Genomic DNA, 13,994 nt, shown 5'->3' on the forward strand with positions numbered 1-13,994 from the left:
TAAATTAAAAGTATGAGTTACAGATTATAGTGATACTATCGTCTTTCAAAAAGGCGATATTGTCTGTCGCCTGTTTTTTCCCATTGTACATTTATGCTACGAGCCAGGGTTTCCATGACACTGTCGATGGGCGCTCCTGTCAGATCGGAATCAATACTCAGTTTAAGCAGGGAGGTATTATCTACCACTACTTTTACATCATACACGGCAGTAACCGACTGTAGTACTTCTTCCAGGGGCACGTTGCGGAATGCCAGGGATTTATTTTCAGGGTCCAGTACATGAGCGGCTATACGAAAATCAGGTTTCTGGGCGTCCTGTTGCAGGAGCATACCTTCTGTTAATATAACGCTATCGGAACGGGAATGGTCTATCACCATTACCTTTCCGCTGCTGACATGCACTTGCAGGACAGACTTATTGGGTTCATAATTTACAGTAAACCTTGTACCGAGGACTTTTACTTCGGTATGACCGAGGGAAACGATAAATGGTTGTGTGGCATTAGCGGCGATATCAAAGACGGCGCTACCTTTCAGCACAACTTTTCTGTTTTTATCATTAAATCCTTTTGCTACACTGAGGCTGGAGGCATCTCCTTTCAGTTCGATTTTACTCCCATCTTCCAGGGTAGCGGCTACGGGGCCGTTATAGCGGGCCGCTGGCCTGGTAGCCAGGAACCATCCGCCTACGCCTACTAGTACAAGCAATACAGCGGCAACTTTCAGGAAGGTAGACCAGGAGAAATTCCTGACAGGTGTCAGGATGGGTTCTGCGTCCGGTTGTTCTTCCGTGGTCATGCGACTGTATAACTGGTTCCAGGAGGAATCCGTATTGGCAGGAATCGCATACTGCTGGGCAGCAGCGGTATCCAATACTTTCCGGAGCGCTTCCAATAACTGTACATTGTCCTCATGATCTGTGAGCCAGCTGTTTACCCAGGCACGCTCTTCCTCATCCGCTTCGTCCAGCAGATATTTGCAGAGCAAGGTATACAGTGCTTCGTCAGAGAATGATGGTATCATTATACAGTGTACGGTTTTTAAAGTCCATTTAATGATAGCATGACAGTCATTGGTATTATTAATAGACGCATCTGCTATCTGCTTTCCCCTATGTTACTGAAAATATTTTTCAGAAGAGGAATATTATCAGCAATGGCAAGTACTCTTTCAGTTCCTGGTGCAAAATTTTCAGGGCTTTACCCATTTGATTTTCCACCGTCTTCACCGAAATATTCATGGCTTCGGCGATTTCGGCATATTTCATTTGCTGATGTCTGCTGAGAATGAATACTTCCCGGCATCTTTCCGGGAGTCTGTCCAGGGCCTGGTGGTATAGTTTTTCCAGTTCCCTTACATCCGCGGCTTGGGTGGCGGATTCGCGGGAAAGGCCGTAGGCGGTTTCTTTTTCGCTGCGAACAGCGGCTTTACGCCATTGACTGATGGCAGCATTCCTAATTGCAGAGAATAGGTATGCCTTTACGGGACCGGTGATTACGATAGTATCCCTTTTTTCCCATAACTTCAGGAATACCTGCTGCACAATTTCCTCCGCTTCATGGGAATCACCTGTATAGTGAGTCGCAAAAGCAAGACAGTGGGCATGGTTTTCCCTGAACAATTCCTCAAAAGATTGGAGCGCCAACATGATGAGGTGCAAATATAGGTCATCTCCATTCAACTATAAAGGATTGAAAAAATTTCTACCTTTGCCTGCAACATGTACAATCTAGTAAAGAAAATACTTTTCCGCTATCCGCCGGAAAACATTCACCACAGCGTGATGCGTGGTATGAAAACCATCTATTCTTTGCCTTTGGGCAAGCAAATCCTGGAAGCATTTTGCGGCGTAAAAGACAAAACGCTCGAGCGCGAGGTATTTGGACTGAAATTTCCTAATCCAGTAGGATTGGCTGCCGGATTCGATAAGGATGCCAAATTCATTGATGAACTGGCCAGTCTGGGTTTTGGATTTGTGGAGATTGGTACTGTTACCCCGGTGGCACAACCAGGAAATGACCTACCGAGGTTATTTCGCCTGCCGGCAGACAAGGCCCTGATTAATCGCATGGGTTTCAATAATGAAGGGGCAGTGGCCGCTGCGAAAAGGCTACAGCATAAAAAATCCAACATCATTATTGGAGGTAATATCGGTAAGAATAAAGTAACTCCTAATGAAGAAGCCATCAGCGACTACGAAAAATGTTTCCATGCCCTTTTCCCGGTAGTGGATTATTTTGTGGTAAATGTGAGCTCTCCTAATACGCCTAATCTTCGTGCATTACAGGAAAAGGAACCATTGAAACAACTCCTGCACCACCTGCAAACGCTCAATAATCAACAACCTAAGCCCAAACCTATATTACTGAAAATTGCGCCAGACCTGACTACAGAACAGCTGGACGACATCGTGGAGATCATCCAGGAAACGAAACTGGCCGGTATCGTTGCCACAAATACCACCATCAGCAGGGAAGATCTGCTGACTCCCGCTTCGGAAGTCGCTTCCATTGGGGCTGGCGGCTTGAGTGGACTCCCGGTAAAAGACAAGTCCACCGAGGTAATCAGGTATATTCACAAAAAAAGTAATGGGAATTTTCCCATTATTGCAGTAGGTGGCATATTTTCTGCAAAGGATGCGCAGGAAAAATTAGATGCAGGCGCGTCCCTGGTACAGGTATATACCGGATTCATTTACGAAGGGCCAACTATTGTGAAGAAGATCTGTGCTGGACTCCGCCGATAGTAGCATGTTTATTCTGAACTAAAACCTATATGGAACAATTTCTAACTGCTGAGTCTCTCATCAGTCTGCTCACACTTATACTTATGGAGGTCGTCCTGGGTATAGACAACGTTATCTTTGTATCTATTGTACTAAACCGTTTGCCTGCTGAAAAGCGACCAGCAGCCCGGCGGATCTGGATGTTTGCAGGTATGGCCATACGTATTGTCCTCCTGCTTTGCATTGGCTACATTGTTCGTGCGGTACATCCACTTTTCTCTATTGGCGATCACGGGTTCAGTCTGCGCGATCTTATCATGCTCGGTGGAGGTTTATTCCTGCTGGTGAAAACCACATTGGAAATACACCATAAGCTGGAAGGAGAGGAAGAAACGGCTTCGGCCAACTCCAAGAAAGGAGGAGCGTCTTTTCTTAATATCGTTGGACAGATCATCCTGATCGACACGGTATTCTCATTCGACAGTATCATCACTGCGGTGGGATTAGCCCGTCAGATACCGGTAATGATCATCGCGGTTATTATTGCCATGATTGTAATGTTCCTGTTTGCACCGCGTATCAGCGACTTTATCCACAAACACCCTACCCTGAAGATGCTGGCATTATCCTTCCTGGTAATGGTAGGCGCCATCCTGATTGTTGAAGGCTGGAATGCTGAACAGGCACACGCTTTACACCTGAAAAACTATGTTTATTTTGCTATGGCCTTCTCCTTTGCGGTGGAACTGCTGAATATGCGCGTGCGCAAGAACAATAAACCAGTAGAATTGAAGGAACCTACTATCAAAGAATAGGTTAGTAAAATCATTTATCACTATATTATCTTAAGCGGCTGGTTCCTGAGGAATCAGCCGCTTTTCATTTATACCCAAAAAAAAGAGACTGACCGTGTCAGGGCCAGCCTCCTTGGAACAGAACAACAATCGAAGGAATTCGTATTGTTTTTAATCAATCAACAACTTGTTCAACCTATAAAACTTTAAAATCCAATAACAAAAAATAAAAACTCAATACTAGAATTATGTCCCAGTAAACACTGGGTTCACAAACTTCAAATCATCTAATCATTATGTCATCATATCACTCCAATAAAATCATTCTTTCAAACAAAATGCATTAACAAACATGAAACAGATCTAATTATAAGATCTCCCAAAAACTACTACAGCAATCATTGGGTTAATCACTATAAAGTCGCAGCACTCCAATAACTTCCAGAAAAACACTACTTCTGAAAATTGAGTACTAACTTAAACTTCCGCTTATCAATTCCCCAAAAAGGGAATAATTGGGTTAACAAACATGGCTGTTGCACACAGCAATCTCATAGAAAAACACTAATCCCAACAAAGGGAGAAAACATTATCAAAGCTATACCTATCCATCACCTTCACTCAGAAATGTGAAAACAATTGGGTTAACAAACATGGATGGGTTAGCGCCATACTAAGTACTTCTCCGTTTCAGCAACCTGGCGAAAGGTGCAGCAAAATGTAGTGAGAAGCAGATAACCACACTACACTTGCTGCTTTTCGCCATCCTACGGGTCTTCCAATCATAAAAATTTCAGTTATGGAAACAAAGGGCTGACTGTTTCTAAGCCAGCCACTTTGCACACAAGGGTCACGTATAAATCGTGACACCGCTCCCCTTTTGCCGAATGCCTACTCCATTAGGTTGCATATATCTTGTCAACACTAATTCTTCATTGGCTGACAATACATACAAGTGGAATGGATATACAATGTCTCTTTGAACTTCGAACCGTTTTTCATTTTAGATCAAAGGACTGACCATTCTCCCAAATGGCCAGCCACTTTGATCTGTCGCAGTACACGAAAGATCGTTCCTACTTTGGCCAGCGACTTTATGGCCAACCAAACTCACAAATACACTACATTTATATTCACGTTTGCATTTGTATTTGTATTTGCATTTGTATTCACATTTGTATTTGCTTTCACATTCACATTTACTTTCACAACTCACATTTCCAACTCACATTTTCATACACACCTACATATGCACTTACACACACGCTTACCTATACGCTAACGCATACACTTAGATAAATACTTACGAATAGGATACACAGCATACGAGCGAATCGCATCTGCTACTCATTCTTTAACTCGTTACCCCAAAAAAATAATCAACAATTGTATGGCGTATTTCGAAAAAAATAGGTCAGTAGTAATAAATCCATCTACAATGATTTGTTAGGCAACAGGCTCCCTCATTGGATTTTTACATCCAATATCAACTCCACGTAAAACACCATGTACCATATAAATGTACCTGCGTTCAATAGTTGGCTGGCCAGGAAATGGCCAGCCGTTATTGGTTGCACTATTGGGATGCCTATAGCTGCATCCCTCCACTACCTGGAAAACGCAAGGGTTAGTATGTGAAGGATACCACTGATGTCGGAATCCGGAACTGTGGCCGGCCGGAAAAGAGCCGGCCCGTCCGGCGGTGCGACAGATACCTATGAACCTCCCCTCTCTGCCTCACACCTTTTGCAATCCTCCAGTGATCCTTCAGTAAATATTTTTTTTAAAATTAAGGGGCCGACCAAGAAATAGTCAGCCGTTGTTGCTGTTGAATAGATACAAATTGGTAGGTTTTTGATTCATGACAGAAAAATTGGGTTAACAAACAAGGGGTTAACAAACATCTGTTTGTTGAAATTGTGATGCTACTATATAGATTATGGTCTTCGTATTTTATTATGCTTCTCATTTTGATAACGGCGTTTTTAATTGATAGATCAAAACTATTCAAAAGCGAAAAGCCAAAACCGCGTTTTTCAACTTTAAAATCCCCGAATGAGAATGAACAGGATCATGATAAATTGAACAAAATGAACAGAATGAGAGAAAATGAGAATGCAATGGCTTAGAATCAGCCATGGAAGAAGATTTAGGGCAGTACTTTGAAAATGAACAGACCCTTAAGAAAAAAGGGAATGAGACATAGCTACAGGAATATTAACTCAAAATATTTGGCACTTCTGCAGAATGAGCCCTGTTGGCAATGGGCCATTCCATCTCTTCACGGGGATTAAAGAACCCCTTTATATTATACAGTTAGGATTACGAATAAATATCACCATCACAGCCATGAAACCCTAACCGCAGACCAGGATCTGCTGTATAAATAAGTGATGATTTTTTCATAAAATCAGGTTAACAAATTAAGAATAAGGCACTCAAATAATCATGGCTTGAAAGAATTCCTCACTAGGCTCTTGTTTAGGAAAAACTACCTTATAATACTCTAACAACCATTTTGTATTCTCCTCGGGTAACTCTAAATCCAATACAGAATACTCCCAATTTTCATAAGAGGAAACAGCAAAATCCAATCTTCTTTGGTACTCCTCTCCTAATCTTTTAAATCTTTCAGATGTTAACATTGTTAATAATTTTTAGATGTTAAGAAATGAAAATACCAGGCAAGAAGATCATACAGCAGCCCATAGTGCAGTGAATGCTGATAAAGGCAAGAAAAGGTTAACCAACAAAAGGTTCAGACAATAAAAATATAAGCGTGAACTTCCGATGGCTATCATTTTCTGATCTAGTTTTGATGTTGAAAACAAACATTCACCACTCAAAACTAGATCAAAAAATCATCGAAAACCCACGCCTGTAAAGAATCTTTTCCGCGAATGGAATGAACAGATCTAAATGAAAATGAACAGATCCAGGTGAGAAAAATAGTTAAGATTTGATATTCATGATTACAGCGGCGACCATTCCGGCAGTTTCAGTCCGAAGACGCGTGTCTCCCAATGACACCGGCTGAAAACCCGCTGCCAACGCAGTTTTTATTTCATCAGAAGTAAAATCTCCCTCTGGTCCAATTAGGATAATAGTATCCTTACCCGCTTCCATCACATCTTCTAAAGCAATTTTCTGCTCCGGCAAACAATGCGCAATAAAACGCTGCGCATCCCGATTAGTCGCCACCAATTTATCGAACGACTGCAGCTCCTCTAATATCGGCAGATAAAACTGCTTCGACTGCAACATCGCGGATACCAATATATTTTGTAATCGCTCCGCTTTTATCTTTTCCTTCTCTGTACGCGCACTCACCAGCGGAATAATTGTCTGTATTCCAATCTCTGTCGCCTTTTCCAAAAACCACTCAATCCTGGAAGCATTTTTTGTAAATGCTATGGCTATACGAAGCGCAGGCGATGGTGCAGGCATTTGCTCCCGCCCACTCACCTGCACCACACATTTCTTCCTGTTGTCGTCCGTAATGACTGTAGTGTATTTATTGCCCCTGCCATCGGCCAGCAATACCGTATCTCCCTTTTCATGCCGCAATACCTGGATACAATATTTCGAAGTATCCTCATTCATCGTATAAGAGACCGCATCCTCCCGGATTTCCGGCGCATAAAATACAGGTAATTCCATATTACAATCAGTCAGTTTTTTGCAAAAGTCCTAAATATCTGCTTCTAATTCCAGTTTTTTAGTCCGTGTATGAAATCTTATGAACAGTAACACAGACGCAGTCAGCAATCCCAGCAACAATGCCCACCATATGCCTTCTACGCCATAGCCCATGGTAATACCCAGGAAATAACCCAATGGGATACCCATTACCCAGTATGCCAGCAACGTTATGATAGTAGGCACTTTCACATCTCCTAAACCACGAAGCACGCCCAATCCCACGACCTGCGTACCGTCAAATAACTGGAAGAATGCCGCAATAATCAACAAACGAGCCGCAATACTCACCACCTGCTGATCCTGGATATATAACATCGGTAACAGATGATTACCAAACATAAACAACAAAGCAGTAACGCCCATCAATACCAATACCATATGATAACTCGCAATGGCCGACATACGCAACCCTCTGAAATCTTTCTTACCGAAGTTATTCCCGCTTTTAATACCCGCTGCCGCAGAAATTCCACTGGCCATCATATAGGTCATAGCAGCAAGACTCAGCGCGATCTGATGCGCAGCCAGTTCCGCCGCACCCATCCAGCCGACCATGATAGCGGCGCCACTGAATGCGCTCACCTCAAAAATATACTGTAATGCCACCGGCGTTCCAATCCCCAGAATCTTCTTAATATTCGCAAACTGGATATTGCCGAATCCAAAAGAACGCAGATAATCCTTAAAACGGGGCGAACGCAATACATATATCATCATCGTGATGCCCATCAACAGCCTGTCTGTAAATGTGGCAATACCCACACCTACCACGCCCATTCGCGGCAATCCAAAGAGTCCATATACCAACGATATCCCAATTACAATGTTGATGATATTACCAATGATGGAAATATTCATCGCCTGTCGGGTAAAGCCCAGTCCTTCTGCAAATTGCTTGAAGGTCAGGAACAACATAAGCGGAATAAACGAAAAACCAAGATAACGTAGGAAAGGCCTCGCCTGTTCCACTACATCTGGTTCCTGATCTAATAAATTCATATGTCCGCTGCCCCAGTAAATAACCATTGATAACAATATTCCTACTGTCATATTGATGATCAGACTATGACTAAGCAAATGGCCGATACTGCTTTTATTACCACGACCGTTCTCCTGTGCAATCAATGGAGTTAAACCATACGACATACCAATACCTGTCACCATAAAAATGGAGAACAAACTATTGCCTAGAGAAACCGCTGCCAGCGGCACTTTCCCCGTATGTCCAATAATAAGGCTATCGGATAGCGCCACCAGGGTATGACCTAGCTGACTGATAACTACGGGATAGGCTAAACTAAAATTATCCCGATAATAGGGGCTATACTTTAAATACAATTGTTTCATTGGTTCTTCTGTTAATTCATATCATAAAAAAAGCCGGCATCATACGACGCCGGCTTCTATGCAAATAAGTTTTACCTGCTAAAAGGGAGCATCTTCAAATCCTTCATCAAAGTCCATATCATTCATTTTGGACCCTTTCTGAATATAGAGTTTTGCTTCATCATTGCCGCCACCGCCGCCATGTTGCTGACGCATTCCAGCGAATGGATTGCCGCCACCTGGATTTTCCAGACTACCATCATCTTCAAAGCGCTGGAATTCCAGTACTGCTCGTAATTTAATGGTATCCAGTTGACCATTACGGTGCTTGGCTATACGAACGTGGGTTTCACCTTTATTGGATTCGCCCATTTCATTGGTGTTAATTTCATAATACTCAGGACGGTACAGGAACATTACCATGTCCGCATCCTGCTCGATCGCTCCGGATTCACGTAAATCGGATAACTGTGGCATTTTGTTACCGTCTTTTCGTTTTTCCACATCACGACTCAACTGTGACAGAGCGATTACTGGTACCTGCAACTCTTTTGCAAGTCCTTTCAGATCTCTCGAAATTTTACTGATCTCTTGTTCACGGTTACTTCCTTTACCATCGCCGCTTCCGCTCATCAGCTGGAGGTAGTCGATGATAATAACGCCTACGCCATGATTATGCACCAAGCGTCTACACTTGGCACGTAATTCAAAGATGTTGAGGGCCGGAGTATCGTCAATGAAAATCGGCGCTTTTGCCAGGCGTTCAATACCATGGGTCATCAGCTTCTTCATTTCATATTCTTCCAGTTTACCTCGGGAGATTTTTTCCAGTTTGATTTCCGACTCGGCCGAGAGAATACGTTGTACAATCTGTCCGGACGACATCTCCAAAGAGAATACCGCCGCGCCTTTTGGAAATCTTGGATGCAATGCCGCATTTCTGGCCAGGTTCAACGCGAAGGCGGTCTTACCCACAGACGGACGTGCCGCAATAATGATCAAATCCGTTGACTGCCAGCCATATGTTACCTTGTCCAGAGAAGGGAATCCCGATGGAACACCGGTAATATCATCGCCTTTATTACGCAGATCCTCAATACGCTTCATGGTGTTCACCAATACGCGGTCGATGGAATCATAGTTTTTACGCAAGTGGTTATTGGTAATCTCAAACAGCTTCGATTCGGCACTGTCTAACAGGTCGAATACATCGGCAGTATCTTCGTATGATTCTGTAAGGATCTCTCCGGATATGCGAATCAGCTCACGCTGGATAAATTTCTGCAGGATAATACGCGCATGCGCCTCAATGTTGGCAGAAGAAACCACCGCGTTGGTCAGTTTCATCACTGTATACGGCCCGCCAACAGATTCCAGAGATCCCATAGAACGCAGCTCTTCGGTAACAGTCAGAATATCCACCGGCATAGACTTAGAGGCCAACCGGGTCATGGCGGAAAATATTAACTGGTGTGCCTCTACGTAAAAACACTCTCCTTTTAATATCTCTACTACAACATCAAAGGCACCTTTTTCCAGCATGATGGCTCCCAAAACAGCTTCTTCCAATTCCTTAGCCTGTGGTGGTACTTTTCCGTACACTAAGGACGATACCTCAATGGACGATTTTCTACGCACATTGCGGTCTTTCTTGAGATTGAGATCCATTTATGGTTAGTGTGTTAAAAAAAGTTAATAAAAGGTTACTGTCAATGGGCTTTTCCTGGTGCTTTACAATTGATTGGTATGCATTATTCTCGCATTCTGACGCTTATTGCTACTTTAAGAAATTGTAAATTTTTTCGAGCCGTACAAACTAAGGTAATGGCATTTTTTCATTTATCACTGTCCCGAAACGGACTAAATTTATTAAGCCTCAATCACAGGTTATCCACCGGCGAAATGTCAGTTATCCACTGACGCAACCCTAGTTTTCCACCAAAAGCCAGGAAAATCCCTAGCAAAGGTCTGATTATTCACACACATTTGTGAAAAAAAGATTTTCACATTTACTTTTTTTTCTCAGAACAAGGGTTTTATCTCGCAAAGTCGCACAGAAAATAAGATCGCAAAGGAGAATAAATGATATTGTTTCGGGAGACACGCGTCTTCCGAAACAATATCATTTATTATTGATAATCAAGTTTATATAAATATTTATTTTATTCAGTGTGAGACTTATCGTTTGTGCCTTTGCTTCTTCGTGACTTTGCGCCCCAAAATCTTTGCGCCTTTGCGCTCCAAGGCTTAACTTTACGGCTCTTATATAATAAACTGATCAGATTAATAAAATGACGATTTCATACAACTGGCTATGTGATTATTTACCGGTGAAGCCTACACCACAGGAATTATCCACTATCTTAACCCGTATCGGCCTCGAGGTGGAAAGTCTTGAAAAATTTGAAGCGGTTAAAGGAAGCCTGGAAGGTTTAGTGATCGGAGAAGTACTCACTGCCGCCAAACACCCCAATGCGGATAAACTGAGCCTGACTACAGTGAACATCGGTGCTGCAGAACCACTGCACATCGTTTGCGGCGCTCCAAACGTTGCAGCAGGACAAAAAGTAGTCGTAGCCCCTATCGGCGCTACCATCTACCCTGCTACTGGAGAACCCGTAACCATGAAAAAAGCAAAAATCAGAGGAGAAGAAAGCCAGGGCATGATCTGCGCCGAAGATGAAATCGGACTGGGAACCAGCCATGATGGCATCCTCGTACTCGATCCTTCCCTCGTACCAGGCACTCCTGCCAGCGAAATATTCAACGTTGCACAGGACTGGATATACGAAATTGGTCTTACCCCCAACCGTATGGACGCAATGAGCCATATCGGCGTGGCAAAAGATGTTTGCGCATTCCTCAATAACCTGGAACATACGCATAAATACCAGGTGCAACTGCCGGTATTCAACGGCCTGACTCCTTCCGGTCCTGAATTACCGATCAGCATCACCATCGAAAATACAGATGGTTGTCCACGTTACTCCGGCGTAAGCATCTCCGGCGTAAAAGTGGGTCCTTCCCCTGACTGGCTGAAAAATAAACTGGAAGCCATCGGCGTACGCGCTATCAACAACATTGTGGATATCACCAACTACGTACTCCATGAAACGGGTCAGCCTTTACACGCTTTCGACGCTACAGCAGTGAAAGGAAATGCTATCGTGGTTAAAAATCTGCCACAGGATACCATCTTCGTCACCCTGGACGATAAAGAAAGAAAACTGGATGCCACCGATCTGATGATCTGCAACGGCGCTGGTGAAGGAATGTGTATTGCCGGCGTATTCGGCGGCGCTCATTCCGGCGTAACAGATACTACGACTCAAATCTTCCTGGAAAGTGCCTTCTTCAATGCAGGCATGATCCGTACCACTTCTTTCCGTCACGGCCTTCGCACAGACGCAGCTACCCGTTTCGAAAAAGGTGTGGATATCTCCAATGTGGTTTTCGCACTGGAACGCGCAGCTAACCTGATTGTGGAACTGGCTGGCGGACAAATAGCCTCCAAAGTGCAGGATGTTTACCCTTCCGTGAAAAGAAAAACGGAAGTAGAAACCACCTACGCTTATGTACGCAAACTGAGTGGCAGCAACTACTCCGCTGATAAAATCAAGAATATCCTCGTTAGCCTGGGCTTCGATATCCTCGCAGAAACGACAGAAGGTATTCGTGTAGCCGTTCCATTCAGCAAACCTGATATCAGTCTCCCTGCCGATCTGGTAGAGGAAGTAATGCGTATAGACGGACTTGATAACATTGAGATCCCATCTACCGTTTCTGTTTCTCCAGCATTATCTGCACAACCTGATCCTGAAAAAGTGAAGGAAAAAATTGCAGATTACCTGGCTGGTAATGGCTTCAATGAAATCTTTACCAACTCTATCACTAACAGTAAATACTATCCGGAAGAAGTACTGGCTACTGCCGTGAAAATGATGAACAGTCTCACCGTAGAACTGGACATCATGCGTCCGTCAATGCTGGAAACTGGCCTGGAAGCATTTTCCCATAACCTGAACCGTAAGAATGAAAACCTGTTATTCTTTGAATTCGGGAAAACATATCTTGCTAAAGAAGGTAAGTACTTCGAAAACAATCATTTAAGTCTGTACCTGACAGGTCAGAAAACCGCAGAAACCTGGATGCATAAAGCTGCGCCTGTGGATTTCTACTTCCTGAAAGGGTATGTTATCAATGTACTCAGACAACTGGGTTATACAGACTTAAGATGGGCAGAAAGCGAAGGGACCGGCCTGACTCCATCCTGGGAAATTAAGGTAAAAAATCAGGTGGTAGTTACCCTTGGTGGCGTATCTTCACAGAAACTGAAACAGTTTGATATCAAACAACCAGTTTGGTTTGCGGACTTTAATTGGGATAAAATGATCGGACTGTTGCAAAAAAGTAATAACTTTTACAAAGAAATACCTCGTTTCCCGGCAGTTCGTCGTGATCTGGCCCTTGTGCTGGACAGACAAGTGAAATTTGCCGCCGTGGAAGCAGCAGCAAGGGCTGTAAAAACGCCTTTACTGCAGGATATCAATCTGTTCGATGTGTTCGAGAGCGAAAAACTGGGTGCGAACAAAAAGTCGTATGCCGTGAGCTTCACTTTCCTGGATACCCAGAAAACCCTCACTGATAAAGAAATTGACAGTGTGATGGATAAACTGGTGAAAAACTTCCAGACACAACTGCAGGCGGAGATCCGAAAATAATCAAACAGTAATATGGTTCTTGAGCAATACATACAACGTGTGGAGGAAAAACTGCATCTGCTGCTGAAAAAGCTGCAGCAGGTGCAGGCCGAAAATGCGTCATTGCGGGAAGAACTTAACACCAGGCAACAGGAGTTGCATGAGCAGCAGGGAGTTATACAGGGCCTGGAGGAAAAACTACAGCTGATGAAAATCGCTGCCAGTACCCAGGGTACTCGTCCCATAGCAGAGGAAGATGAAGCCTTCCGTAAGGAGATGCGTGGCAAAATCAATGATTATATCAAAGAAATTGACAGATGTATCGCCCTATTGAACGCATAAGTGTCACTTGAAGTAAACTAAATATCCGAATGGACCAACTCATTCCAGTTAACATTGTCGTGGCAGACCGCTCTTACCGGATTAAAATTAAGCCGGAAGAAGAAGAAGAGGTTCGTCGCATTATGAAAGAAGTGAATGAGAAAATCGTTGATTTCAAGGCCGCTTACGCAGGGAAGGACCTTCAGGACTACATCGCTATGGCCCTAATTATGTATGCTACCCACCCCGTAACCAGCGGTGGCAAAGCACAAGCTAGTACTGCCCCATTTTTACAGGAAAAGCTCGAAAAACTCGAAGAATTAATCAACCAAGCACTGGGTTAACACGTTACGCGTTGTTAAACAATGAATTAGCTAATTGGCTAATAATCACGTATTAAACACGCTTTACTGCTATTTTTTTG

11 protein-coding genes are annotated in these 13,994 nt (G+C 43.4%); 5 read left to right on the top strand and 6 right to left on the bottom strand.

Annotated features, from left to right (window positions below):
* Positions 1-35 precede the first annotated feature (35 nt).
* Together CLV59_RS25535 and CLV59_RS25540 are read right to left on the bottom strand one after the other, a co-directional pair.
* The gene (locus CLV59_RS25535) at positions 36-1,025 is read right to left on the bottom strand and encodes a FecR family protein (RefSeq protein WP_111594942.1); all 990 of its coding nucleotides are present in this window, start codon (positions 1,023-1,025) and stop codon (positions 36-38) included.
* A 109-nt stretch (positions 1,026-1,134) separates the two neighbouring features.
* Positions 1,135-1,650, bottom strand: a complete 516-nt coding sequence (locus tag CLV59_RS25540) for an RNA polymerase sigma-70 factor (RefSeq protein WP_111594943.1) — start codon at positions 1,648-1,650, stop codon at positions 1,135-1,137.
* Between the two features lie 72 nt (positions 1,651-1,722).
* On the opposite strand from CLV59_RS25540, the gene CLV59_RS25545 reads away from it, so the two are divergent.
* On the top strand, positions 1,723-2,748 hold the full coding sequence (locus CLV59_RS25545) for a quinone-dependent dihydroorotate dehydrogenase (RefSeq protein ID WP_111594944.1): 1,026 nt from the start codon (positions 1,723-1,725) through the stop codon (positions 2,746-2,748).
* 29 nt (positions 2,749-2,777) lie between these two features.
* Positions 2,778-3,542 (top strand): TerC family protein, encoded by a 765-nt coding sequence (locus CLV59_RS25550; RefSeq protein WP_111594945.1) that lies wholly within the window; start codon positions 2,778-2,780, stop codon positions 3,540-3,542.
* Positions 3,543-5,959: 2,417 nt separating this feature from the next.
* Here CLV59_RS25550 and CLV59_RS25560 read toward each other — a convergent pair.
* The 4 genes from CLV59_RS25560 to dnaB form a co-directional block, all read right to left on the bottom strand.
* Positions 5,960-6,166: a hypothetical protein gene (locus CLV59_RS25560; protein ID WP_111594947.1), complete on the bottom strand. Its 207-nt coding sequence runs from the start codon at positions 6,164-6,166 to the stop codon at positions 5,960-5,962.
* Between the two features lie 307 nt (positions 6,167-6,473).
* Positions 6,474-7,181, bottom strand: coding sequence for a 16S rRNA (uracil(1498)-N(3))-methyltransferase (locus CLV59_RS25565; protein ID WP_111594948.1), 708 nt, complete (start codon positions 7,179-7,181; stop codon positions 6,474-6,476).
* 30 nt (positions 7,182-7,211) lie between these two features.
* The gene (locus CLV59_RS25570) at positions 7,212-8,570 is read right to left on the bottom strand and encodes an MATE family efflux transporter (RefSeq protein WP_111594949.1); all 1,359 of its coding nucleotides are present in this window, start codon (positions 8,568-8,570) and stop codon (positions 7,212-7,214) included.
* 78 nt (positions 8,571-8,648) lie between these two features.
* Entirely contained in the window at positions 8,649-10,217 is a 1,569-nt protein-coding gene (gene dnaB, locus CLV59_RS25575) for a replicative DNA helicase (RefSeq protein ID WP_111594950.1), read from the bottom strand.
* 623 nt (positions 10,218-10,840) lie between these two features.
* Here dnaB and pheT point away from each other — a divergent pair.
* The 3 genes from pheT to CLV59_RS25590 are packed head-to-tail and all read left to right on the top strand — an operon-like array spanning position 10,841 to position 13,914.
* On the top strand, positions 10,841-13,270 hold the full coding sequence (gene pheT / locus CLV59_RS25580) for a phenylalanine--tRNA ligase subunit beta (RefSeq protein ID WP_111594951.1): 2,430 nt from the start codon (positions 10,841-10,843) through the stop codon (positions 13,268-13,270).
* Positions 13,271-13,282: 12 nt separating this feature from the next.
* Entirely contained in the window at positions 13,283-13,591 is a 309-nt protein-coding gene (locus CLV59_RS25585; protein ID WP_111594952.1) for a hypothetical protein, read from the top strand.
* Between the two features lie 29 nt (positions 13,592-13,620).
* Positions 13,621-13,914 (top strand): cell division protein ZapA, encoded by a 294-nt coding sequence (locus tag CLV59_RS25590; RefSeq protein ID WP_111594953.1) that lies wholly within the window; start codon positions 13,621-13,623, stop codon positions 13,912-13,914.
* Positions 13,915-13,994 lie beyond the last annotated feature (80 nt).

The sequence above is a fragment of the Chitinophaga dinghuensis genome (assembly GCF_003259435.1).
Taxonomy (GTDB): Bacteria; Bacteroidota; Bacteroidia; order Chitinophagales; family Chitinophagaceae; genus Chitinophaga; species Chitinophaga dinghuensis.

Bases quoted from the DNA above. Each gene is read 5' to 3' on its own strand.
- CLV59_RS25545 (WP_111594944.1), top strand. From the start codon at position 1,723: ATGTACAATCTAGTAAAGAAAATACTTTTCCGCTATCCGCCGGAAAAC.
- CLV59_RS25565 (WP_111594948.1), bottom strand. From the start codon at position 7,181: ATGGAATTACCTGTATTTTATGCGCCGGAAATCCGGGAGGATGCGGTC.
- CLV59_RS25550 (WP_111594945.1), top strand. From the start codon at position 2,778: ATGGAACAATTTCTAACTGCTGAGTCTCTCATCAGTCTGCTCACACTT.
- CLV59_RS25535 (WP_111594942.1), bottom strand. From the start codon at position 1,025: ATGATACCATCATTCTCTGACGAAGCACTGTATACCTTGCTCTGCAAA.
- CLV59_RS25590 (WP_111594953.1), top strand. From the start codon at position 13,621: ATGGACCAACTCATTCCAGTTAACATTGTCGTGGCAGACCGCTCTTAC.
- CLV59_RS25560 (WP_111594947.1), bottom strand. From the start codon at position 6,166: ATGTTAACATCTGAAAGATTTAAAAGATTAGGAGAGGAGTACCAAAGA.
- CLV59_RS25570 (WP_111594949.1), bottom strand. From the start codon at position 8,570: ATGAAACAATTGTATTTAAAGTATAGCCCCTATTATCGGGATAATTTT.
- CLV59_RS25540 (WP_111594943.1), bottom strand. From the start codon at position 1,650: ATGTTGGCGCTCCAATCTTTTGAGGAATTGTTCAGGGAAAACCATGCC.
- pheT (WP_111594951.1), top strand. From the start codon at position 10,841: ATGACGATTTCATACAACTGGCTATGTGATTATTTACCGGTGAAGCCT.
- dnaB (WP_111594950.1), bottom strand. From the start codon at position 10,217: ATGGATCTCAATCTCAAGAAAGACCGCAATGTGCGTAGAAAATCGTCC.
- CLV59_RS25585 (WP_111594952.1), top strand. From the start codon at position 13,283: ATGGTTCTTGAGCAATACATACAACGTGTGGAGGAAAAACTGCATCTG.